This is a genomic window from Streptomyces sp. TG1A-60 (genome assembly GCF_037201975.1).
GTDB lineage: Bacteria > Actinomycetota > Actinomycetes > Streptomycetales > Streptomycetaceae > Streptomyces.
Window position 1 is genome coordinate 1,075,972 of record NZ_CP147520.1, and the last position, 22,746, is coordinate 1,098,717.

General features: G+C 72.2%; 19 protein-coding genes and 1 pseudogene. 10 read left to right on the forward strand and 10 right to left on the reverse strand.

All coding sequences use genetic code 11. From position 1 onward, the window contains the following. Positions 1 to 157 precede the first annotated feature (157 nt). Positions 158 to 649, reverse strand: a complete 492-nt coding sequence (locus WBG99_RS04105; protein WP_338895019.1) for a hypothetical protein — start codon at positions 647 to 649, stop codon at positions 158 to 160. An 84-nt stretch (positions 650 to 733) separates the two neighbouring features. Here WBG99_RS04105 and WBG99_RS04110 point away from each other — a divergent pair, with 84 nt between their 5' ends. Both WBG99_RS04110 and WBG99_RS04115 read left to right on the forward strand, forming a co-directional pair. Further along, on the forward strand, positions 734 to 1,507 hold the full coding sequence (locus WBG99_RS04110) for an MBL fold metallo-hydrolase (RefSeq protein ID WP_338895020.1): 774 nt from the start codon (positions 734 to 736) through the stop codon (positions 1,505 to 1,507). 34 nt (positions 1,508 to 1,541) lie between these two features. Next, a complete protein-coding gene (locus WBG99_RS04115; RefSeq protein ID WP_338895021.1) occupies positions 1,542 to 2,168 on the forward strand; it encodes a VTT domain-containing protein in 627 nt (208 codons plus the stop codon). Between the two features lie 101 nt (positions 2,169 to 2,269). Here the strand turns inward: WBG99_RS04115 and WBG99_RS04120 are convergent, their stop codons facing one another. The 6 genes and pseudogenes from WBG99_RS04120 to WBG99_RS04145 form a co-directional block, all read right to left on the reverse strand. Then, positions 2,270 to 3,352, reverse strand: coding sequence for an MBL fold metallo-hydrolase (locus tag WBG99_RS04120; RefSeq protein ID WP_338895022.1), 1,083 nt, complete (start codon positions 3,350 to 3,352; stop codon positions 2,270 to 2,272). Between the two features lie 165 nt (positions 3,353 to 3,517). Beyond that, positions 3,518 to 4,735, reverse strand: coding sequence for an aminotransferase class I/II-fold pyridoxal phosphate-dependent enzyme (locus WBG99_RS04125; protein WP_338895023.1), 1,218 nt, complete (start codon positions 4,733 to 4,735; stop codon positions 3,518 to 3,520). A 201-nt stretch (positions 4,736 to 4,936) separates the two neighbouring features. Further along, on the reverse strand, positions 4,937 to 5,719 hold the full coding sequence (locus WBG99_RS04130; RefSeq protein ID WP_338895024.1) for a hypothetical protein: 783 nt from the start codon (positions 5,717 to 5,719) through the stop codon (positions 4,937 to 4,939). A gap of 667 nt (positions 5,720 to 6,386) precedes the next feature. Beyond that, positions 6,387 to 7,180 (reverse strand): annotated as a pseudogene (locus WBG99_RS04135) (RNA polymerase sigma factor SigF). A 357-nt stretch (positions 7,181 to 7,537) separates the two neighbouring features. Continuing rightward, positions 7,538 to 10,768 (reverse strand): fused isobutyryl-CoA mutase/GTPase IcmF, encoded by a 3,231-nt coding sequence (icmF, locus tag WBG99_RS04140; protein ID WP_338895025.1) that lies wholly within the window; start codon positions 10,766 to 10,768, stop codon positions 7,538 to 7,540. Between the two features lie 119 nt (positions 10,769 to 10,887). After that, positions 10,888 to 11,652 carry a helical backbone metal receptor gene (locus WBG99_RS04145; protein ID WP_338895026.1) on the reverse strand — a complete coding sequence of 255 codons (765 nt, stop codon included), beginning with the start codon at positions 11,650 to 11,652 and terminating at the stop codon, positions 10,888 to 10,890. A 396-nt stretch (positions 11,653 to 12,048) separates the two neighbouring features. Between WBG99_RS04145 and WBG99_RS04150 the strand changes: the two genes are divergently transcribed. From WBG99_RS04150 to WBG99_RS04165, 4 genes are all read left to right on the forward strand, one after another. Continuing rightward, positions 12,049 to 12,495 carry a DUF2795 domain-containing protein gene (locus tag WBG99_RS04150; protein WP_338895027.1) on the forward strand — a complete coding sequence of 149 codons (447 nt, stop codon included), beginning with the start codon at positions 12,049 to 12,051 and terminating at the stop codon, positions 12,493 to 12,495. A gap of 89 nt (positions 12,496 to 12,584) precedes the next feature. Next, positions 12,585 to 13,025, forward strand: coding sequence for a CBS domain-containing protein (locus tag WBG99_RS04155; protein ID WP_338895028.1), 441 nt, complete (start codon positions 12,585 to 12,587; stop codon positions 13,023 to 13,025). A gap of 196 nt (positions 13,026 to 13,221) precedes the next feature. Next, the gene (locus tag WBG99_RS04160; protein WP_338895029.1) at positions 13,222 to 13,767 is read left to right on the forward strand and encodes a type 1 glutamine amidotransferase domain-containing protein; all 546 of its coding nucleotides are present in this window, start codon (positions 13,222 to 13,224) and stop codon (positions 13,765 to 13,767) included. Continuing rightward, entirely contained in the window at positions 13,764 to 15,869 is a 2,106-nt protein-coding gene (locus WBG99_RS04165; protein ID WP_338895030.1) for a catalase, read from the forward strand. Before WBG99_RS04160 ends, WBG99_RS04165 begins: the two co-directional genes overlap by 4 nt. Before the next feature lie 68 nt (positions 15,870 to 15,937). On the opposite strand, the gene WBG99_RS04170 is transcribed toward WBG99_RS04165, so the two are convergent. Together WBG99_RS04170 and WBG99_RS04175 are read right to left on the reverse strand one after the other, a co-directional pair. Beyond that, positions 15,938 to 16,543, reverse strand: a complete 606-nt coding sequence (locus WBG99_RS04170) for a TIGR03086 family metal-binding protein (protein WP_338895031.1) — start codon at positions 16,541 to 16,543, stop codon at positions 15,938 to 15,940. Then, on the reverse strand, positions 16,540 to 16,767 hold the full coding sequence (locus WBG99_RS04175) for a DUF6158 family protein (protein ID WP_338895032.1): 228 nt from the start codon (positions 16,765 to 16,767) through the stop codon (positions 16,540 to 16,542). Before WBG99_RS04175 ends, WBG99_RS04170 begins: the two co-directional genes overlap by 4 nt. A gap of 86 nt (positions 16,768 to 16,853) precedes the next feature. On the opposite strand from WBG99_RS04175, the gene WBG99_RS04180 reads away from it, so the two are divergent. Then, positions 16,854 to 17,975, forward strand: coding sequence for a Vms1/Ankzf1 family peptidyl-tRNA hydrolase (locus WBG99_RS04180; RefSeq protein ID WP_338895033.1), 1,122 nt, complete (start codon positions 16,854 to 16,856; stop codon positions 17,973 to 17,975). A gap of 333 nt (positions 17,976 to 18,308) precedes the next feature. On the opposite strand, the gene WBG99_RS04185 is transcribed toward WBG99_RS04180, so the two are convergent. Continuing rightward, positions 18,309 to 19,928, reverse strand: a complete 1,620-nt coding sequence (locus WBG99_RS04185) for an ATP-binding cassette domain-containing protein (protein WP_338895034.1) — start codon at positions 19,926 to 19,928, stop codon at positions 18,309 to 18,311. Between the two features lie 158 nt (positions 19,929 to 20,086). Here WBG99_RS04185 and WBG99_RS04190 point away from each other — a divergent pair, with 158 nt between their 5' ends. The 3 genes from WBG99_RS04190 (at position 20,087) to WBG99_RS04200 (ending at position 22,728) form a co-directional block, all read left to right on the forward strand. After that, positions 20,087 to 21,580, forward strand: a complete 1,494-nt coding sequence (locus WBG99_RS04190; protein ID WP_338895035.1) for a phosphatase PAP2 family protein — start codon at positions 20,087 to 20,089, stop codon at positions 21,578 to 21,580. 112 nt (positions 21,581 to 21,692) lie between these two features. Then, complete coding sequence (locus tag WBG99_RS04195; protein WP_338895036.1) at positions 21,693 to 22,514, forward strand: methyltransferase domain-containing protein; 822 nt, start codon at positions 21,693 to 21,695, stop codon at positions 22,512 to 22,514. Between the two features lie 43 nt (positions 22,515 to 22,557). Next, positions 22,558 to 22,728, forward strand: coding sequence for a hydrophobic protein (locus WBG99_RS04200; RefSeq protein ID WP_338895037.1), 171 nt, complete (start codon positions 22,558 to 22,560; stop codon positions 22,726 to 22,728). Positions 22,729 to 22,746 lie beyond the last annotated feature (18 nt).

Here is a 22,746-nt window from a genome sequence, read left to right on the forward strand (position 1 = left end):
CCCTCCGCCAACGCCGTCCGCCCACGCCCGCCCACCTCACGTCCCGATCCTGCGCCCAGCGTGTCACAAGGGCCGGGGCGCCGGGGAGCCATGCAGGGGCGGCACCGGGCGCAGGGACGGGGCACGCTTGCGGGTCCGTGCGCCCGAGGGCCCCGGCTCAGCGGCCGTCGTACCCCGCTGTCGGCATCGACAGGCGGCGGTGCACCCGGGCCTTCATCTGGGCGTCGTAGGCGGGCTCCGCGCGGCCCACGGTCTCGATCCGCATGCCGCGGCGGGCGCACTCGGCGGTGAAGTCCTCGACGGAGGCGAGCGCGCGTTCGAGGACACGGCGGCTGGGCGCGACGAAGAGGTCGACGAGGCCGGCGTCGACGTCCGCCCACAGGGCGCAGTGGTCGGGGCGCAGCCCGCGGACGAGCAGTTCGCGCGTCACCACGTAGCCGCGCTCGGCGGCCCAGCGGGCACACATGGCGTGCTGGCTGCGGGAGTCGACCAGAAACGGATCCGCCTCCAGCTCCTCCAGCGGCGTCAGGCTCGCTATGGTCGCGACCCGCACCACCGTGCCCCGCACCACCGGCGCCCCGGCGCGTCCCCCAGGCGCGTCCGGGCACACCACGGCGGAGGCATCCCTCTCGACTCCCTTGTCTCCCATGGTGTCCCCCTCACCTCCGGGTTTCGCCGCAGACCCTACTCCAGCCCGTACGCTCGGGGCAGTAGCGCGAAGGAGGCGGACGGAGTGCCGGTGGAGATCACCTGGTGGGGGCACGCGACCTGCACCGTGGAGGACTCGGGGACGCGGGTGCTGACCGACCCCCTCTTCGCGCGCCGACTCGCTCATCTGCGCAGGCGCCGGGGTGCGCCGCCCCCGCCGACGGCGGCGGTCGCGGATGTCGCGCTGGTGTCGCATCTGCACGCCGACCATCTGCACGTTCCGTCGCTGGCCCGGCTCGCCCCGGGGACCCGGCTGGTGGTGCCGAGGGGCGCCTCACGCCAGGTGCCGAGGCTGCGCAGGCTGACGCATCTGCGGCTCTCCGAGGCGGCACCCGGGGACGAGATCAGGGTCGGTGACCTGGTCGTCCGTGCCGTGCCGGCCCGGCACGACGGGCGGCGGCTCCCGGTCGGACCGCACCGGTCACCGGCGCTCGGCTATGTGATCGAGGGCGACGCGCGGACCTACTTCGCCGGGGACACCGAGCTGTTCGAGTCGATGGCCAAGGAGGTCGGGCCGGTCGATGTGGCGCTGCTTCCCGTCGGCGGCTGGGGACCGTATCTCGGCGAGGGCCACCTGGACGCGGGGCGCGCGGCCGAGGCGCTTGCGCTGCTCGCGCCCCGGTGCGCGGTGCCCGTCCACTACGGCACGTACTGGCCGATCGGCATGGACGCCGTGCGCCCCCATGAGTTCCATGCTCCCGGCGAGGAGTTCGTACGCCTGGCCGCCGCCCGCGCCCCCGGCGTGGCCGTGCACCGGCTGGGGCACGGGGAGAGCATACGACCGGGGGAGGCCCGATGAGACGCCGGCCGAGACTGCGTCCGGAGAATGCCCGGTGATCGTTCTGGCCGCCGCGGGCACTCCGCTGCCGTACGCGTCCACACAGCAGGCGATCGGCTATCCGACGCTGTTCCTGCTGGTGCTCGTCGGAGCGCTGGTTCCGGTGGTGCCGACGGGGGCGCTGGTGAGTTCGGCGGCCGTGGTGGCTTTCCATCAGACGGCGCCGTTCACGCTGCTGCTGTTGTTCGTGGTGGCGTCGGTGGCCGCGTTCCTCGGGGACATCGCGCTGTACTGGCTGGGGCGGCGCGGAATGGACTCGAAGAACGGTTCCCGGTGGCTGGAGGCGATCCGCCGACGGGCGCCGGAGGACCGGCTGGCCCAGGCTCGGGCGAAGCTCGACGACCACGGGGTGGCCGTGCTGGTGCTGTCCCGGCTGATGCCGGCCGGTCGTCTCCCGGTGATGCTGGCGTGTCTGCTGTCGAGGATGCCGTTGCGGCGGTTCGCCCGGGGGAACCTGCCGGCATGCCTCGCCTGGGCCCTGACGTATCAGCTGATCGGCATTCTGGGTGGGTCGTTGTTCGAGGAGCCGTGGCAAGGGGTGTTGGCGGCGGTCGTGCTGACGCTGCTGATCAGCGCGGCGCCGGGCGTGTGGCGGCGGTGGCTCCGCCGAGAAGGGGGCTGAGAGCGGGGGAGAGCCCGGGGCTTGTCGTGCGGTGCGGGCCGCGGTTCGTGGTGGTTGATTCGGGCCCGCGCGGCGGAGCCGCACAGAGGCACAGCACCGTTTCAGTCGAGCACGCGGGAGCCGCCCACCGGCAGGTCCCACAGGTCCCCTCGGGGGAGGCCCGCCGCTGTCCAGGCCGCCCTCACCCGCGTCAGTGGTTCCAGGACCGGTTCCGCCGACAGCACGAACGCGGCCCAGTGCATGGGGGCCATACGGTGGGCGCCGAGGTCCTGGAAGGCGCGGACCGCCTCTTCCGGGTCGCAGTGCACGTCGCTGAGCCACCAGCGGGGATCGTAGGCCCCGATCGGCAGCAGGGCGAGGTCGATGCCGGGGTAGCGGCGGCCGATCAGGGAGAACCAGTGGCCGTAGCCCGTGTCGCCGGCGAAGTAGAGCCGCTTGCCGTCGGATGCCGTGAGGACCCAGCCGCCCCACAGGGAGCGGCAGGCGTCGGTGAGGGTGCGCTTGGACCAGTGGTGGGCCGGCACGAAGTCGAAGCGGACGCCGTTGAGTTCGGCCGCCTCCCACCAGTCCAGCTCGGTGACCCGGCTGAACCGGCGCCGCCGGAACCAGCGGCCGAGCCCGGCGGGCACGAGGACCGGGGTGTCGCGCGGGAGTCTGGCCAGGGTGGGCGCGTCGAGGTGGTCGTAGTGGTTGTGGCTGATGACGACCGCGTCCACGCGGGGCAGCGCGTTCCAGTGGACGCCGACGGGGGTGATCCGGGCGGGGGTGCCGAGGATCCGGCGGGACCAGACGGGGTCGGTGAGCACGGTGAGCCCGCCGATCCGCACCACCCAACTCGCGTGCCCCGCCCAGGAGACGGCGACGGTACGCGCGTCCACGCGGGGCAACGGCGCGGGCTCGTACGGCAGTCGTGGGATGTCGGCGAGTCCGTCGGCGCCCGGCCGTACCGAGCCCTCGCGGGCGAACCGGGCGAAGGCGTTCAGGCCGGGCAGGGGTGTGGTCAGCCGGTCGGCGAAGGAGCTCGGCCATCGGCGGCGCTCGCCGAGGGGGCGGGGCTCGGCGAGTGGTGGGAGCGGGTGGGCGGGGTGGGGGACGGACGCCGGACCGTCGGTGTCCTCGGTGGTCGTCGTGGAGGTGGTGCTGGACGTGGTGGCTGAGGTGGTCGACTCGGACCGCTGCGTCATCGAGGAGGCTCCCGTCGCTGAGCGTCGTCACGAAGGATCGTCGTCACTGAAGGTCGCTGAGAGGTGCTGACAGGCACTGAGCGCGCTGAGGACGCTGAGGCCGGGGACCGTTGCGGCTGCGGGGCGCTGACGGGCGGTCGCGCTCGTCGGGCCGGGGAGCACTCGTCATCGAAGATCCGCGAAAGCGGCTCCGAACAACGTCAACGCGCTGCCCACGTGCGGGAGTTCCAGGGGGTCGGGCGCGGTGAGGACCTGTGCCCGCTCCGCGTCCGTGGTGCCGAGGAACCGGTCGGTGGACAGCCGGACGCGCAGCGCCGCTAGGTCGTCCCCGAACCGGTGGCCGCCGGGCGCGGGCATCTGGAGCCGGGCGGTGAGGAAGTCCTCCGCCTCCTGGGCGTCGCCGACGCCGTGTGCGGCGAGTGCCGAACGCAGCGGCGCGAGGTCGGCGTACAGATGCCGCCCGGCGCGCGGCGGCAGCGCGAGCGCACCGGCGGCCACGACGGCCCGGTGCGCGGCGGCGGCGAGGCGCGCGTGCAGACGTACGGTGGCGGCGAGCCGCTCGGTGACGGGGGCGGGCTCGTCTAGGGCGTACGTGGCCGCAGCGGTGACCGGGGTGGCGACCCGGGCGCCGAGCGCGGTGAGCACGTCGAGAACCCGCTCGCGCAGCCCCGTACCGGCCCCGTCTGCCGGGAAACGGGCGACGGCGGCCGGCCAGCCCGGCGGCAGGAAGGGGCCCGCGAGGTCGGTGACGACGGTGACCCGGTCGGGGAGCATCTCGGCGGGGCTGAGCAGCACGGTGTCGTGCGGGTCGTGCAGGGTGTCGCGCCAGGTCTCGTCGCTGACCAGGTGCAGCCCCTCCCCCAGGGCGGCCTCCATGGCCTCGTGCACCAGCTCGGGCGGGGCCACGGTGGCGGTCGGATCGTCCGCGACGCACAGCACGAGCAGTCGGGGGTCACCGCCCTCGGCCCGGATCCTGCGCACGGTCTCCAGGAGCGCGTACGGGTCCGGCACGCCCCCGCATTCGGCGGGCGTGGCCACGTGGAACACGGATCTGCCCAACGCCCGCGCCTGTGGTTCCCACCAGGCGGCGCACGGCCGTGGGAGCAGGACGTCGCCGCCGATCGCGGCGGTCAGCGCGAGGAGCAGGGCGGGGGCACCGGGCGCGGCGACGGCCCGGTCCGGTTCGGTGGTCAGTCCGCGCCGCCCCCAGTAGCCGCAGGCGGCTTCCAGGAGCGCGGGCGGGCCGCCGGTGGGCGCGGCGTGGGGGCTGCCCGCGGCGGCGGAGAGCACGGCGACCAGTTCGGGCAGGACCGGCAGTCCCTGGCCGGGGAGGGGTGGGCCGTAGCGGACCGGACCGTGCCCGACCGGATCCGTCCGCCGCATGTGTGCCTCCGCGCAGTCGTGTTGCGTTGTCCGCCCGCTTCCCGCTCCCGGATCGTCGATCCCGCTCGTCGTGGAGCGGGTTGCTCCGTAGGGCCGCGGAAGGCGCTCTGCGCGCCCTCGGCCTCTCCGTACCCAGGCTCGCGCGCGGCATGGGCGCCCGTACGGGTTGCGCCGGTCACAGCGGCGCCGGGTTCCGGTCGGTCAGGGCGTCCACCGGTCGTGCCGGCGCAGCCGGTGCACGGCGGCGCCGATCGCACCCGCGATGAGGAGGCCGCCGGCGACGAGGGCCGGGACGGAGTCGGTGAACGCACCGCCGCCACCCGCGTGGACGCCGCGCTGGACCGGAGCGGTGTGGTGCGTGGGTTGGTGCGTGGGTTGGTGCGGTGGCTGATGCGGCTGTTGATGCGGTGGTTCGTGTGGTGGTTCGTGTGGTGGTTCGTGTGGTGGTTCGTGTGGTGGTTGATGGTGGGTGGGGTGGTGCGGGGCGCCGCCGAGGGAGACGCTGAAGGTGGCGCTCCACTGTGTCTCCCCGCCGCCGGGTGCCGCCGGGCAGGTGCCGTCGACGCCCCACTCGGTGGCGGCGTCCCACTCGGTGGCGGCGTCCCACTCGGTGGCGGCGTCCCACTCGGTGGCGGCGTCCCACTCGGTGGCGGCGCCCGCCTCGTCGAGGTCGGTCTCGAAGTCCGCGGCGGGCGCGATCTTGGCGGTGCCCTGGTAGGACGGTCCGCCCGAGGAGTCGTCGTTGCCGGGGAGCCGTCGCAGACTGACGGTGCCCTGCTCGAAGGCCTGCGAGCTGGCGTCGATGGTTTCGGGTTCGGGGCCGCCGGTGGGGTCGCAGGAGACGGAGATGGTGAGCGTGCCGCCCGGTTCGACGGTGTGCGGGCTCACCTCGGCCGCCGGTTCCGCGTACGCGGCCGGGGCGGCGGCGCCCAGGACGGCACCGATCAGGGTGGTGGCGGACAGGACACGGGCTCTGCGGCGCATGGGCGGGGCTCCTTCGGCCGGCTCCGGCGGGCGGGGCACGACCGCCGTGCCCCGCGGTCCATCAGAGCGCCGGGCCCGGCGGGGCGCGCGCCGCCGGGCACCATTCGCGGGACGCGGGGCGGCCGAGTGGGTGACCTTGCGCTCCGCGGGGTTCAGCCCGCGCCGCCGGGGTCGGAACTCAAGGATCGGGCGCCGCCCCTGACTCGAGACCCACGGCGAGCGCGCGTGCCAGGGTTCGGGCGCCAGACCGGAGGTGTCACCCGACAGGCGCTCAGTCAGAGAGTGAGACCAGCTTCCTCTCCAAGCCCCTGCCCCTCTTCTCCACCACCGCCGAGGCCACGGCCGCCCGGGGCGGCTCCCCCTCCCTCCAGATCCGGCCCGCCGACCCCGGCGCCTTCGGCCTCGACAGCTCCGGCGCTCCCGCCCTCGTACGAGCGAACGTGGCGTCCCTGCTGACGGTGCCCCTGGCGACCCGCGCGGAGGGCCCGGTCAGGGGCGTCCTGACACTCTTCCGCCCAGGCGCCCGCCTGGCCTTCTCCACGGCCGAGGCCCAGGCGATGGACACGATGTCCCGCCACATGGCACTGGCCATGCGTCAGGGGCGCGGAGACCACGCGTCCAGCCACGACGTTCGCGCGGCTCGACGCGTCCCCTCGCCCCTACGGCGCTACGCGACATCCCGCATGACCTGGTCCCGCAACCGGTCACAGCACCGGCTGATCAACCGGGACACGTGCATCTGCGAGATGCCCAGTTGCTCTGCGATCCGGCTCTGCGTCATGTCCCCGAAGAACCGCATGTAGAGAATCGCCTGCTCCCGCTCCGGCAGCGCGGCCAGGCGCGGTTTGACGGCCTCACGGTCGACGACGGTGTCCAGCGCGGGATCGGGCGCACCCAGCGCGTCGCTCAGCGAGAACCCGTCCTCGCTCCCCGGCAGTTCCGCGTCCAGCGACAGCGCCGTGAAGCTCTCCAGGGCCTCAAGCCCCACCTGGACGTCCTCCTCGCTCATGTTCGCGTGCTTCGCGATCTCCGCGACGGTGGGTCGCCGCCCGGAAATCGTCTGGGAAAGGTCCTGGCTGGCGAACCGCACACGGTTGCGCAGGTCCTGAACCCGGCGCGGCACATGCAGGGTCCACATGTGGTCCCGGAAGTGCCGCTTGATCTCACCGGTGACGGTGGGTACCGCATAGCTCTCGAAGGCGTTGCCACGCTCCGGGTCGTAGCGGTCGACGGCCTTGACCAGGCCGAGCGACGCGACCTGGCGGAGGTCCTCGTAACTCTCGCCGCGGCTGCGGAAGCGGCCCGCGAGCCGTTCGGCCATGGGCAGCCACGCCTCGATGATCTGTTCACGCAGAGTGTCCCGCTGCTGACCGGGGGAAGCGAGGCCAGCTCGCGGAAGGCTTCCGCGGTGTCGGGGGCGTCGTCGTGAGGGTGGTGCTTCGCGTTTGCCTGAGTACGCATGGTGCGTCGCAACTCCCTTGATGGTGCTGGGATGGACGGTCACCGTGGGGGCGCGGGCATGCACAGGGGACAACACACCCGTGATGGAAACGTCGCCTCTTCCACGGACGTGCCTCCTGTCCGAAGCACTGCAGTGCGCTTGCCCCGGACCATGCGCGGCAAACACCTGCGTGTTCTTCCTCTCCCCGGAGCGTGACTCGGGAGGGATCACAACCCCGGGAGCTCCAGTATGCGCACTACGGCCGCCGCTCACATCTTGCGGAGGCCGCGCGAAACGGAGAGCCGAACAGCGCTCGACTCTCCGGGCGGGGAAGTCAATGGTCTGCTCGCGGTGTGCGCGGCGGCGTCGGGGGCCGGTCAGACGTTGCGTCGGTACTGGCCGCCGATCTCGAAGAAGGCGTCGGTGATCTGCTGAAGGGAACAGACACGGGCGGCGTCCATGAGGACGGCGAAGACGTTGCGGTCGTTCACCGCGGCGTCCTTGAGGGCGGCCAGGGCCGCGTGCGTCCGCTCGCGGTGGGAGACCTGGTAGGCGCGCAGCCGTTCCAGCTGGGACTGCTTCTCCGCCTCGGTGGCGCGTGCCAGCTCGATGGCGCCGGGTTCGGCGGTGTCCGCGTGCGGGCTGCGGAAGGTGTTGACGCCGATGATGGGCAGGGTGCCGTCGTGCTTGCGCTGCTCGTAGAGCATCGACTCGTCCTGGATGCGGCCCCGCTGGTAGCCGGTCTCCATCGCGCCGAGCACGCCGCCGCGCTCGCTGATCCGCTCGAACTCCTGGAGTACGGCCTCCTCGACCAGGTCGGTGAGTTCGTCGATGACGAACGATCCCTGGAGGGGGTTCTCGTTCATGGCCAGGCCCCACTCCCGGTTGATGATCAGCTGGATGGCCAGGGCCCGGCGCACGGAGTCCTCGGTGGGGGTGGTGACCGCCTCGTCGTAGGCGTTGGTGTGCAGGCTGTTGCAGTTGTCGTAGATGGCGATGAGCGCCTGGAGGGTGGTGCGGATGTCGTTGAAGTCCATCTCCTGGGCGTGCAGGGAGCGTCCGGAGGTCTGGACGTGGTACTTCAGCTTCTGGCTGCGGTCGTCGGCCCCGTACTTCTCCTTCATCGCCACCGCCCAGATACGGCGGGCAACCCGGCCCAGCACCGAGTACTCCGGGTCCATGCCGTTGGAGAAGAAGAACGACAGGTTCGGGGCGAAGTCGTCGATGTGCATGCCCCGGGCGAGGTAGGCCTCGACGTAGGTGAAGCCGTTGGCGAGGGTGAAGGCGAGCTGGCTGATGGGGTTCGCGCCGGCTTCGGCGATGTGGTAGCCGGAGATGGACACGGAGTAGAAGTTGCGGACCTTGTGGGCGATGAACCACTCCTGGATGTCGGCCATCATCCGCAGGGAGAACTCGGTGGAGAACAGGCAGGTGTTCTGGCCCTGGTCCTCCTTGAGGATGTCGGCCTGCACCGTGCCGCGCACGCTCGCGAGCGCGTGCGCACGCAACTGTGCCGCCTCCTCGGGCGACGGGTCACGGCCCTCGGCGGCACGGAACCTGTCCAGCTGCTGGTCGACGGCGGTGTTGAGGAAGAACGCCAGGATGGTCGGCGCGGGGCCGTTGATGGTCATGGAGACCGAGGTCGTCGGGGCGACCAGGTCGAAGCCGTCGTAGAGCGCCTTCATGTCCGCCAGCGTGGCCACCGACACGCCCGAGGTGCCGACCTTGCCGTAGATGTCGGGGCGTTCGTCCGGGTCACGGCCGTAGAGGGTGACCGAGTCGAAGGCGGTGGACAGCCGGGTGGCCGGCTGGCCCTCGGACAGCAGCTTGAAGCGCCGGTTGGTACGGAACGGATCGCCCTCGCCGGCGAACATCCGCGCCGGGTCCTCGCCGTCGCGCTTGAACGGGAACACCCCGGCGGTGAAGGGGAAGTAGCCGGGCAGGTTCTCCCGGCGCCAGAACCCCACCAGCTCCCCGTGGTCGGTGTAGCGGGGCAGCGCGACGCGGCGGATCCTGTTGCCCGACAGGGACTCGCGGGTCAGCTCGGTGCGGATCTCCTTGTCCCGGACCTTCACCACCTGCTCGTCGCCGGAGTAGGCGGCGACGACGGCGGGCCAGTTCTCGATCTGTGCCGCGACGTCCTGCGGGAGCCGTCGGCGGGCGTCGTCGAGGAGTCGCTCCACGTTCCCCGCGGCGGAGCCCGCCTCGACGAGCTCGCCCCTGACCGTGTCCAGGCGCTGCAACCGCCGTGCGACCTCGGCCAGTCGGCCGGTCTCGGCGTGGTACCAGCGGACCGTGTCCGTGATCTCGGCGAGGTAGCGCACCCGGTCCGCCGGTACGACCTGCCGGATGCCGGAGGAGTGGCGTACGTCGACCGGCGTCAGCGCCCCGTCGGACAGCGGCAGCCCCCGCTCGGCCAGGCCGGCCCTGAGGTGCTGGTAGAGGGCGGTGACTCCGTCGTCGTTGAACGTGGCCGCCGAGGTGCCGTACACCGGCATGTCCTCGGGTTTCGTGCCGAACGCCTCGCGGTTGCGGACCAGTTGCCGGCCGACGTCGCGCAGCGCGTCCTTGGCGCCACGCCGCTCGAACTTGTTGATCGCGACGACGTCGGCGAAGTCGAGCATGTCGATCTTCTCCAGCTGCGAGGCGGCACCGAACTCCGGCGTCATCACATACAGCGAGGTGTCGACGAACGGCACGATCGCCGCGTCGCCCTGGCCGATGCCCGGCGTCTCCACGATCACCAGGTCGAACCCGGCGGCCTTGACCACGTCGATCACGTCGGCCAGGTGCTCGGGCAGTTCGCGGCTGCCACGGGTGGCGAGGCTACGGAAGAAGACGCGGTTGCCGTCGAGGGAGTTCATACGGATCCGGTCGCCGAGCAGCGCGCCGCCGCCCCGGCGGCGGGTGGGGTCGACCGCGATCACCGCGATGCGCAGCTTGTCCTGCTGGTCGACACGGAAGCGGCGCACCAGTTCGTCGGTCAGCGAGGACTTTCCCGAGCCGCCGGTGCCGGTGATTCCGAGCACCGGTGTGGTCCGCGTGGCCGCGGCGGCGCGCAGCCGACCCAGGAAGTCCTCGGGCAGTTTGCCGAGTTCGGCGCCGGTGATGGCGCGGGCGATGGCGAACCGGTCGCCGGCGAGCACGCCGGCCGCGTCGCTCTGCTTGCCGTCCCAGAGGTCGAAGTCGCAGTCCTTCACGACCGAGTTGACCATCCCGGCCAGGCCCATCCGCTGGCCGTCCTCCGGGGAGAAGATGGTCACCCCGCCGTCGCGCAGCCGGGCGATCTCCTCGGCGACGATGACGCCGCCTCCGCCGCCCACCACCCGGATGTGCTCCGCTCCCTGCGCGCGCAGCGACTCGACCAGGTACTCGAAGTACTCCACGTGCCCGCCCTGGTAGGACGAGACGGCCACGCCGTGGGCGTCCTCCTCCAGGGCCGCGTCCACGACCTCCCGCACCGACCGGTTGTGACCGAGGTGGATCACCTCGGCGCCCTGGGACTGGAAGATCCGCCGCATGATGTTGATCGAGGCGTCGTGGCCGTCGAACAGGGCCGAGGCGGTGACCAGACGCACCGGATGCAGAGGGCGGTGCAGATCGCTCATGGGGGCCTTCCCGGGCGGGTCAGAAGAACGCTGCGGAAGAAATACTAGGACGTCCTAGTAAATCAGCGAAAGGGGCGGCGGTGTTGTGATCACCGGCACAGCCCGGGTACGCGAGGCCGTCACAGCGTGGCGACCAGTCGCTCCAGTGTCGCGTGCGCCGGGAGCAGCGACGGGCCGTACCAGGTGAGGTGCCGGCCGCTGACCAGTCGGGTCGGCGCGTGGTGGAAGGCCTCGGGGCCGTCGCGCTCGGTGAACACATAGGGCTCGTCGGGCAGCAGGACGACATCCACCTCCGGCCGGTCGATCTCCTCCCGCGCCACCTGCGGATAGCGGTCCGGGTGCCCGGCGAACGCGTTCGCGAGTCCCGCGCGGCGCAACAGGTCACCCGTGAAGGTCGACCTGCCCACCACCATCCACGGATCCCGCCAGATCGGCACCGCCACGGTGGCTGTGACCGCGGGAGAGGGGCCCGACCACAGGGTTCGTGCCGTGTCGAGCCAGTCGGGCACCGGGGACCCCAGTGCCTCGGTGAACAGCCGGCCGAGTGAATCGAGCGCCTGGGGGACGGTCTCGACGACGGTCACCCACACCGGCACGCCTGCGGCGCGCAGCCTGGTGACGTCGAGTTCGCGGTTCTCCTCCTTGTTCGCGATGACGAGGTCCGGCCGCAGCCGGGCGATCGCCTCGCGGTCGGGGTTCTTGGTGCCGCGCACGCGTACGACGTCCAGGTCAGCGGGGTGCGAGCACCACCGGGTCGCCCCGGCCAGGACGTCCGGGCGGCTCACGGCGATCGCCTCTGTCAGCGACGGCACCAGGGAGACCACCCGTCGGGGCGGGCGGGCGAGCGGGACGGCGGTGCCCATGTCGTCGTACGGCGGCGGCATCGTGCTTCCTCGGTGTCTTGGTTCCCTCGGGGTGAGTGAGGGCAGAGCGTACGGGTCGGAGGGGTCATCCCGGGTGCGGGCCGGCGGATCCTTCCCGGATCCGGGCCGGAGAACCGAGCCGTGCGAGCGGCCCGAGGCCTTGGTCGCCGGGACGGTGCCGTGTCCTTCCGGGCGACCACGGCGCGCGGGCAGCGCCGGCCGACGTTCGGCGCTGCCGTACGGCCGGCGCGCGACCGTGGGTGCCCCTGTCCGACCGCGTGGCTACCGGGAGTCCCGCGGGGGCGGCGTGCGTGTGCGGCGGGCGGTGTGCGAGGCCGGGATCGCCTCTTGGAGAGTCTCCGTGTCGACGCCGGGTCTTCGGGTACGCGGGGGCCACGAAGAATCTGGAGGGGAGTAATGCAACGAGGCAGCGACCGGCTGAACGTGCACCGCGACGACGAGATGAAGCAGGAACTGCAAGGGCTGCTCCGTTCGGGGCATCCCACACGGACGGAGGAGTGGAACGACCCGGAGCCGTACGCCGAGGACGACCCGGAGGTCGCGTACGGGCCGGTGACCCCCGACCGGGCGCCCGCCCGGGTGGACGCCCTCCGGCTGGAGCTGGCCCGTGTCCTGGGCCGCACGTCCTTCCCGGCTGGCCCCGCCGAGCTGATCCGCGTACTGCGTGACCAGCACGCCCCGGACGGGCTCGTGGAGCCCGTGGAGCGGTTGCCGCGGAAGGAGCGCTACGACTCGGCGCACCGGCTCGCGGAGGCGATCGTCCACGCCCAGGATGGATCCGGGAGCGACACACCGCGCCCGGCGGCCGAGGACACGGAACCCGCACACGACCGGGACGCGTAGGCGCCCCGCTCGCGGGTACCGCGGCCGTCGTCACACCGACGCGCGCGTGCCCCCGCAGTCGGGACGGAGCGATGAAAGGCCCGAGAGCCATGGCCGATTCCGTGAGGGAAGTCATGACGCCAGGTGTGGTGACGGTCGGTCCGGACACCTCACCCGTCGAGGCGGCGCAGCTGACGCGCGACGAGGACATCGGCGATGTCCTCGTCGCGACGGACGGCCATGCCATCGGGGGGCTGACGGACCGCGACAGCACCCTGCGCGCCGCCGCCGACGGCGTCGGCCCGTCGACGGTGAGGACCCAGTCCGTCTGTACCCCGATCCCGGTGGTGATCGGCCCGGACGACGCGGTGTCGACCGCCGTCGAGCTGATGGGCGGCCACTCGTTACGCCGGCTCCCGGTCATGGAGCACGGGCATCCGGTGGGCATGGTCAGCCTCGGCGACCCGGCCGTCTCGCAGGACCCGGAGTCGGCGCTCGCCGACACCGGCCGGGCCGAGCCGGGCACCTGGCCGGGCACGGCCGCGGCCTGATGTACCGGTCCGGGGTGCGGCCCCGATGTTCCGTCCTCGGACGTGCTCACACGCAACGGCGTGGACGACCGGCGGACGGCGGGACCGGCCCGATGAACCCCACCCGGGTGCCGCTGCCGTACGGCGGCGAACCGCCGCGCTGTGTCCGGGCCGATCCCGGTCGGCGGAACGAAGCAAGGAAAGGAACTGAGGACTCATGCGTATCGCATTCCTGACCGCACCCGAGGGTGTCGAGCAGATCGAGCTGACCGACCCCTGGGAGGCGGTGACGAGCGCCGGTCACGAGCCCGTGCTGGTGTCGACGAAGGCGGGTCGTGTCCAGGCCTTCAACCACCTCGACAAGGCGGACACGTTCGCCGTGGACGCCGTGGTGGGCGAGGTACCGGCCGACTCGTTCGACGCGCTGGTCCTGCCGGGCGGGGTGGCCAATCCGGACCTCCTGCGCATGGACGAGCACGCCGTGTCGTTCGTCCGGGAGTTCTTCGAGCGGGGCCGCCCGGTCGCCGCGATCTGTCACGCCCCCTGGACCCTGGTCGAGGCGGACGTGGTCGGCGGCCGGGTCCTGACCTCATGGCCGAGTCTGCGCACGGATCTCCGCAACGCGGGCGCCACCTGGGTCGACGAGCAGGTGAAGGTCTGCGACCACGGCCCGGGCAAGCTGGTCACCAGCCGCAAGCCGGACGACCTCAAGGCGTTCTGCGAGACGTTCCTCGACGTGTTCGCCGAGGAGGCTTCCCGATGAGCTCACCCACCGACCGCAAGCGACAGCAGCGTGAGGCCGCCCGCCCGGACGATCCGGCGTCGGGCCCTCTCACCACCGACCAGGGCGTGGCCGTGGACCACACCGACGACTCCCTGACCGTCGGTGAGCGCGGGCCGACCCTGATGGAGGACTTCCACTTCCGGGAGAAACTGACCCACTTCGACCACGAGCGGATCCCCGAGCGGGTGGTCCACGCCCGCGGCGCGGGAGCGTACGGCTACTTCGAACCGTACGAGTCCTGCGCGGAGTTCACCCGCGCCGCCTTCCTCCAGGATCCGTCCGTGCGGACCCCGGTCTTCGTCCGGTTCTCGACCGTGCAGGGGCCGCGCGGCTCGGCGGACACCGTGCGGGACGTGCGCGGCTTCGCGACCAAGTTCTACACGTCGGAGGGCAACTACGACCTCGTCGGGAACAACTTCCCCGTCTTCTTCATCCAGGACGGCATCAAGTTCCCCGACTTCGTGCACGCGGTGAAACCGGAGCCGCACAACGAGATCCCCACGGGCGCCTCCGCGCACGACACCCTGTGGGACTTCGTGTCGCTCCAGCCGGAGACGCTGCACGCGATCATGTGGCTGATGTCCGACCGGGCGATCCCCCGCAGCTACCGCATGATGCAGGGGTTCGGCGTACACACCTTCCGCTTCGTGAACGCGGCGGGCCGGGGCACGTTCGTGAAGTTCCACTGGAAGCCGAAACTGGGCACGCACTCGCTGGTGTGGGACGAGGCGCAGGAGTGCCAGGGCCGGGATCCGGACTTCAACCGCCGGGACCTGTGGAACGCGATCGAGGCGGGCGAGTACCCGGAGTGGGAGCTGGGGGTACAGCTCGTACCGGAGGAGGACGAGTTCGCCTTCGACTTCGATCTGCTCGACCCCACGAAGATCATCCCGGAGGAGCAGGTGCCGGTACGGCCGATCGGCCGCATGGTGCTGGACCGTAACCCCGAGAACTTCTTCGCGGAGACGGAACAGGTCGCCTTCCACACCGCCAACGTCGTCCCCGGCATCGACTTCACCAACGACCCGCTGCTCCAGGCCCGCAACTTCTCCTACCTGGACACCCAGTTGATCCGCCTCGGCGGACCCAACTTCCATCAACTGCCGGTGAACCGCCCGGTCGCCCCCGTGCGCACCAACCACCGCGACGGCTACCACCAGTCCGCGATCCACGGCGGTACGAACTACTTCCCGAACTCCCTCGGCGGCGGCTGCCCGGCCCACGCGGGCGTCGACCCGCACGCCTACACGCACTACGCCGAGCGCGTCGACGGCGCCAAGATCCGCCGCCGCAGCGAGAGTTTCAAGGACCACCACAGCCAGCCCGCCATGTTCTGGAACAGCATGGCGCCCTGGGAGAAGCAGCACATCGTGGCCGCCTTCCGCTTCGAACTGGGAAAGGTCGGCGCCCTCACCGTACGCGCCCGCACGGTCGAGCAACTGGCCAAGGTGGACCTGGAGTTGGCCGCCGAGGTGGCGAAGGGCATCGGCGTACCGGTGCCGACGGACGTCGAGCCGGTACCGTACGAGCGCACCTCCCCCGCCCTCAGCCTGGAGTCCCAGCGCGGCCCCGGTTCCCTCCGCACCCGCCAGGTCGCCGTCCTGGTGGCCGACGGCGTGGACGCCGAGCAGGTGACGAGCGTGCGGGAGGCCCTGGCGGCCGAGGGCGCGATCGTCGAGGCGATCGCGGCCCAGGACGGCACCGTACGCGGCTCGGACGGCGCGGAGTACACCGTGGACCGGGCTCTGCCGACGGTCGCGTCCGTCCTGTACGACGCGGTGTTCCTGCCCGGCGGCCCCGTCGGCACGCCGTCCCCGTCGACCGACCCCGACGCCATGCGCTTCGTCCGCGACGCCTACCGGCACGGCAAACCGGTGGGCGCACTCGGCTCCGGCGTCGGTATCCTCGCCGCCCTGCGAGTCGAGGGCGTACGCCTGTCCGCCGAGTTCCACCACGTCGTGACCGACCGAGGCGTGGTGACCGACACCGCCCAGGGCAGCGCCACCGAGGCCTTCACCCGCGAGTTCGTCGAGGCCATCAAGGCCCACCGCCACTGGGACCGCCCACCGGCCCGCTGCTGAAAGACGGAAGGCGCCTCCTGCGTGCAGGAGGCGCCTTCCGTCTTTCACGGGCGTGCGAACCGGTCCGACTACGGTCTGCGCCCGAGCAGACACAACAGCCTGGTCTGGGTGTCGGCCCCCGGCGGCGGTTCCACCGGCGCCCCGAACAACCCGCTCTTCTCCAGATCACCCGCGTAGGGCGTGATCTCGTCCACGGCGAACCGCACGAGTCCCCCGGGAAGCCGCTCCTCGCAGCCGATCGCCCGGGACAGATCCCACGCGTGGACGACGAGATCGGCGACCATCTGCGCGCAGTACGCGGTCGCCGGGGTGTCCCCGTACGACAGGTGAACCGTCCGGCCGAGCGCGCCGGGCGCGGCGAACGCCTCCCGCGCGGAGTGCGCCGCCGTGTCCCAGGAGGCCGCCGGGTCCGGCCCCAGCAGGTCCCCCTCGAACGTCTCGCCGACCTCTTCGATCATGCAGCCGTCCCGCACCAGCGACGGCACCCAGAGCTGCTCGGACACCAGATGGTTGACCAGGTCACGGACGGTCCACTCCAGGCAGGGCGTCTCCGCGTCCCACTGGTCCTCCCGGACCGCGTGGACCCGGGCACCGAAGAGGTCCTGGGCCTCGGCATGCCGGCCGAGCAGCACATCCGTATGCGCGTTCACATCCGTATGCGCGTCCGGTGTCATGCCGGTCCTCGGTCTCGCGCCCCGTCGCGCGTACGGCCCGAGACGATCGGCCGGCGCGGGTGGCGGCGCAGGTACTCACCCTCCAATTGCGCCATCCGTTCGTTGTGGGTGCGCAGCGCTTCGCCCGATCCGTGCAACAGCGTGTCGTGGCGCGTGCGGTGGATCGACTCCAGCTCCTTCATCAACTGCTGGTCGTCCAGCTCGTGCGGGTGCACTCCGGTCATGGTGGTACCCCGATCTTCGTGTTCCTCCTTGAGGTCCGGGTACCCGCCCGGCAAGCGTTACCCCGAGCGGCATCCGGGAGGGAGCCATGGATCTCGCGTTTCTCCATCCACTCTACGAACATCCCGGGCCCTGGGCCTCTGTGTACGTCGGTTCGTCCGCACCCTCGGAGTCCATGGCCCACGAACGGTCGCTGACGGCGGCGGCCGTCTCCCGTGAGCTGGCCGAGCAGGGAGCGGACGAGGCGACCTGCCGGGCCGTGCACGACGCCGTGGAGGAGCTCCGCCACGACGCCGAGCCGTACGGCCGGGCGTTCTTCGCACGCGACGGCCGGGTGGCCCTGGACCCGGTGCTCACCTCGCCGCCGCCGGCGAGCCAGGCCTTCTGGGCCCCGCTGCCCCGCACGGCACCGCTGCTGGACCTCGCCGGGGAGGACCCGGTGTGTCTGGTGGCGTACGTCGACCGGCGCGGCGCGCGGTTCGAGCTGCGCGGCGCCCTGGGCAGCGAGGACGCCGGGTCCGTGGCCGGGCGGCAGTGGCCCGTGCACCGTACGAGCACGGTCGACTGGTCGGAGAGGCACTTCCAGCTGCGGGTGGAGAACACCTGGGAGCACAACGCGGCGGAGGTCGCCGACGCGCTCGCCGTGTGCCACGAGGAGACCCGCGCCGGCCTGCTGGTCCTCGTGGGTGAGGACCGTGAGCGGCACGCCGTGCGGGACCGGCTGCCGCAGCGGCTGCACGACCGGGTGGCCGAGGCCGCTCACGGGGCGGGCAGCAGGCTGCTGGACGAGGACGTGGAACGGATCCGCGCCGAGCACGTACGCCGACGGGCCGCCGACGAGGTCGAGCGGTTCCTGGCGGCGCGCAGCCCGGACGCCGAGGGGCGCCGGCTGGCCGTGGAGGACGTGGCCGACCTGGTGGAGGCGGCACGTGAGCACCGTATCGACGAGCTGCTCGTGCGCCCCGAGGGACCCGACACGCACCGCGCGCTGTGGGTGGGCGAGGAGCCCGACCAGCTGGCCGTACGCCGTACGGAGCTGCGCACGCTCGGCCTCGCCGAGGACCACGCCCGGTCGGCCCGCGCGGACGACGCCCTGCTGCGGTCCGCGGTGACGACCGGCGCCCCGGCGATCTCCGTGACGGCTGCGGCCGAGGCCACGGAGGGCGATATACCGGTCGGCGGTCTGGGCGCCCTGCTGCGCTGGAAGTGACACGTTCGGTCCGGAGCCGGTGTGGCTGGTGCCGCGGCACCAGGGCGTGTTTCGAAAGTGGCGTCGTCCGCCCGGAGGGCGGGGCTCGCGGCGTCTGGTGCGGTGCGTCGCAAGGCGGAGGGTCGCCCGCGTACCGGGCGTACGCGGGCGATCCCGACAGCGCGGCGAGGTGCCGTGCCAGGCGTCGCGAGCCAGACGGGACTTTCGAAGCACGCCCTAGAAGTGCCCTGAAGGTCTTGAAATTGCGCCCGGCTTGCACCCATTCACGCCGATTGACATCTACCGGCGATCCGGGGCGAGCCGGGCGGCCGGAGCAAGATCTTCATCGGCCTTCTAGCGGGCGCGCACCACGCGCCGCTCGTCCCACACCGGCTCCGGTGTCTCCCGTACGCGGCCGTCGGAGCCGAAGACGAGGAAGCGGTCGAACGAGCGGGCGAACCAGCGGTCGTGGGTGACCGACAGGACCGTTCCGTCGAAGGCCTCCAGGCCTTCCTGCAGGGCCTCCGCGGATTCCAGGTCGAGGTTGTCGGTGGGCTCGTCGAGGAGCAGGGCGGTGACGCCGCGCAGCTCCAGCTGCAGGATCTGGAAGCGGGCCTGCTGGCCGCCGGACAGGCGGTCGAAGGGCTGCTCGGCCTGCTGGGTCAGCTCGTAGCGGCGCAGCCGGGACATGGCGGCGCCTCGGTCCTGGGCGTGTTCCTTCCACAGGATGTCCAGGAGCGTCCGCCCTTCCAGCTCGGGGTGGGCGTGCGTCTGCGCGAAGTGCCCGGGGACGACCCTGGCACCGAGCTTCCACTCCCCCGTGTGGGCCACGTCGTCGCCGGCGAGCAGCCGCAGGAAGTGCGACTTGCCCGAGCCGTTGGAGCCGAGGACGGCGACGCGTTCGCCGTAGAAGACCTCCAGGTCGAACGGTTTCATCAGGCCGATGAGTTCAAGTCCCGTGCAGGTGACGGCCCTCACGCCGGTGCGACCGCCCTTGAGCCGCATCGTGATGTCCTGCTCGCGCGGCGGCTCCGGCGGCGGCCCGGCCTCCTCGAACTTGCGCAGCCGGGTCTGGGCGGCGGCGTACCGCGAGGCCAGCTCATGGCTGACGGCAGCGGCCTGGCGGAGCGTCAGCACCAGCTTCTTCAGCTGGGCGTGCTTCTCGTCCCAGCGGCGCCGCAGTTCCTCGAAGCGCTCGAAGCGCTGCCGTCGGGCCTCGTGGTAGGTGTCGAACCCGCCGCCGTGCACCCAGGCGTCAGCGCCGGCCGGCCCCGGTTCCACGCTCACGATCTTCTCGGCGGCGCGGGAGAGCAGTTCCCGGTCGTGGGACACGAAGAGCACGGTCTTGCGGGTCTCCTTGAGCCGCTCCTCCAGCCAGCGCTTGCCGGGCACGTCGAGGTAGTTGTCGGGCTCGTCGAGCAGCAGCACCTCGTCGGTGCCGCGCAGCAGCGCCTCCAGGACGAGCCGCTTCTGCTCACCGCCAGACAGCGTCCGCACCTGCCGCCACTGCGCCTTCTCGTACGGCATCCCGAGCGCGGCCGTCGTGCAGATGTCCCACAGCGTCTCCGCCTCGTAGCCGCGCGCCTCGGCCCAGTCGGAGAGGGCCTGCGCGTACGTCATCTGGGCGGCCTCGTCGTCCACGGTCATGATCGCGTGCTCGGCGGCGTCGACCGCCTCGGCGGCCCCCCGGATCCTCGGCTGCGCCACCGACACCAGCAGATCCCGCACGGTCGTCTCGTCCCGCACCGACCCCACGAACTGCCGCATCACCCCGAGCCCGCCGGTTACGGTCACCGTCCCCCCGTGCGGCTTCAGCTCCCCCGAGATCAGCCGCAGCAGCGTCGTCTTCCCGGCCCCGTTCGGCCCGACGAGGGCCACCACGGCCCCCTCCCCCACCCGGAAGGACACATCACCGAGCAGCGCTCTCCCGTCCGGCAGGTGGTACTCCAGGTGAGCGGCTTCGAGATGTCCCATGGGGCGCATTGTCCGAGGCCGGGGAACACCCGGGCAAATCCATTTCCCCCGGGCCCCTCTCTGCCGGCCTTCGGTGAGACGCCCGTCACGGTGGCACCCGGCCACCGAGCCCCACCCCGCCCGACACGCCTGCGCCGCCATGGGGTACCCGTGGACGCATGATCCCAGACGTCGACCTCACCGTCCGCCCCCCGGGCCACCACATCATCCGGGACCGTTTCCTCGCCGCGGACAGTCGCCTGTTCAACGCGGTGGCGACCCGCGAGTGGCCCGGCGCCCACCCCTTGCTGCCGAAACTGAGCCGCGCCGCGAACCACGGCGTGCTGTGGTTCGCCACGGCGGCGGCGATCGCGGCGACCCGGAGTCCGAGGGCCCGCAGGGCAGCCGTCCGGGGCGTGGCCTCGCTCGCGCTCGCCTCGGCGACGATCAACACGCTCGGCAAGCGCTCGGTGCGCCGCTCCCGCCCCGTCCTGGACAACGTCCCGATGATGCGCCAGTTGAAGCGCCAGCCGATCACCACCTCCTTCCCGTCGGGGCACTCCGCCTCCGCCGCCGCCTTCGCGACCGGTGTCGCCCTGGAGTCGCGCGGCTGGGGCGGGGCGGTCGCGCCGCTGGCGACGGCGGTGGCGCTGTCCCGCGTGTACACGGGTGTGCACTTCCCGAGCGACGTCCTGGTGGGCGCCGCCCTGGGCGTGGGCGCCGCCTATGCCGTACGGGGCATCGTCCCGACCCGTGACCAGCTCCCCCCGCCCGGCCGTACGTACGTGGACGCGCCCGCCCTGCCGGACGGGGACGGCCTGGTCGTGGTCGCCAACCGGGCCTCGGGGACCTCGGAGCGGGTGCGCGCCCTGCGGGACGCGCTGCCCGGCGCCGAGGCCGTGGAGTGCGAAGCGGAGGACGTGAGGGCCGAGTTGGAGAAGGCCGCCGCCCGTGCGCGGGTGCTCGGTGTGTGCGGCGGCGACGGCACGGTGAACGCCGCCGCCGAGGTGGCCCTGCGCCACGGCCTCCCCCTCGCCGTGCTCCCCGGCGGCACCCTCAACCACTTCGCGTACGACCTCGGCGTGGAGGACGCCCGTGACCTGGGCCGCGCGGTGCGCCAGGGCGAGGCCGTGCGGGTGGACGTCGGCCATTTCACGACCGGAGACACCGAGGGTCACTTCGTCAACACGTTCAGCCTGGGCGTCTATCCGGAGCTGGTGCGCGAGCGCGAACGCTGGGAGCGGACGACCGGCGGCTGGCCGGCCGGGGTGATCGCGGCGCTGCGGGTGCTGCGTTCCGACCGCCGCCCGCTTCTGGCCACCTTCCAGGGCCGTCCGCGCCCGATCTGGCTGCTCTTCGCCGGCAACGGCACATACCACCGGATGGGCCTCGCCCCGGCCCGTCGTATCGATCTGGCCGACGGGCTGCTGGATGTCCGTGTCGTCCACGGTGGCCGCCGCCCGGCCCTGCGGCTGCTGGCCGCGGCCGTCGCCGGCCCGCTGACCCGCACCCCCTTCCACGCGGCGGTCGGCGTGCGGCGGCTCCAGGTGGACGGCCTCGCGCCGGGCACGCTCCTCGCGTACGACGGCGAAGTCACCGAGGCGCAGGGGGACCTGAAGCTCCGGAAGATTCCGGAGGCGCTGACGGTCTACCGGCCCGCGCCGCTCCACTGACCCACCCCGGTCGATCCATATTCCAAGACGGCGGTCTCAATATGCGACATGGTCGCGTACGGTTCGAGGACGGACCCGCGGACCTGGCGGTCCTCATGAAAGGGGAACGACCATGTCGAAGGCGCGGGAGACCGCCGTCTACACGCACGGACACCACGAGTCGGTGCTGCGTTCGCACACCTGGCGGACGGCCGCCAACTCGGCGGCCTACCTCCTCGGTTCGCTGAAACCCCACATGAGGATCCTGGACATCGGGTGCGGTCCGGGCACCATCACCGCGGACCTGGCCGCCCTGGTCCCGGACGGACATGTCACCGGCGTCGACCACGCCTCCGGCATCCTGGCCCGGGCACGGGCGACGGCCACCGATCGCGGCCTGGACAACGTGGACTTCGCGGTCGCGGACGTCCACTCGCTGGACTACCCGGACGACACGTTCTGCGTGGTCCACGCCCACCAGGTCCTCCAGCACGTCGGCGACCCGGTACAGGCGCTGCGCGAGATGCGCCGGGTGACGCGACCGGGCGGCCTCATCGCCGCCCGTGACGCCGACTACGCGGCGATGACCTGGTTCCCGAAGTCCCCGGTCCTGGACGACTGGCTGGACCTGTACCACCGGGTGGCCCGCGCGGGCGGCGGTGAGCCCGACGCGGGGCGCCGACTGAAGTCGTGGGCCCTGCGCGCCGGGCTCACCGACATCACGGCCACCTCCGCCACCTGGACCTACACCACGGCGGAGGAGCGGGCCTGGTGGAGCGGGCTGTGGGCGGACCGGACGGTCGCCTCCGCGTACACCGGGCTGGCCACCGAGGGCGGTCACGCGACGGTCGGGCGACTGCGGGCGATCGAGGCGGCCTGGCGGGAATGGGGGCGGCGGGAGGACGGCTGGTTCGCCGTACTCCACGGAGAAATTCTCTGCCGTAAGGCGGTCTGAACGGGCGTATTCTGGAAACCCGGACCATCAGGAGGTTCGCATAATGGTTCCCATCCTGCTGGTACTGCTTCTGGTGCTGATTCTCTTCGGTGCCGGATTCGCAGTGGAAGTCCTCTGGTATATCGCACTGGCCGTTCTGGTGCTCTGGCTCCTCGGATTCCTGGTGCGCGGCACGTCCGCCTCCGGAGGAAGGAGCCGCTGGTACAGGTGGTGAATCCGCCCGCGCAGGCGG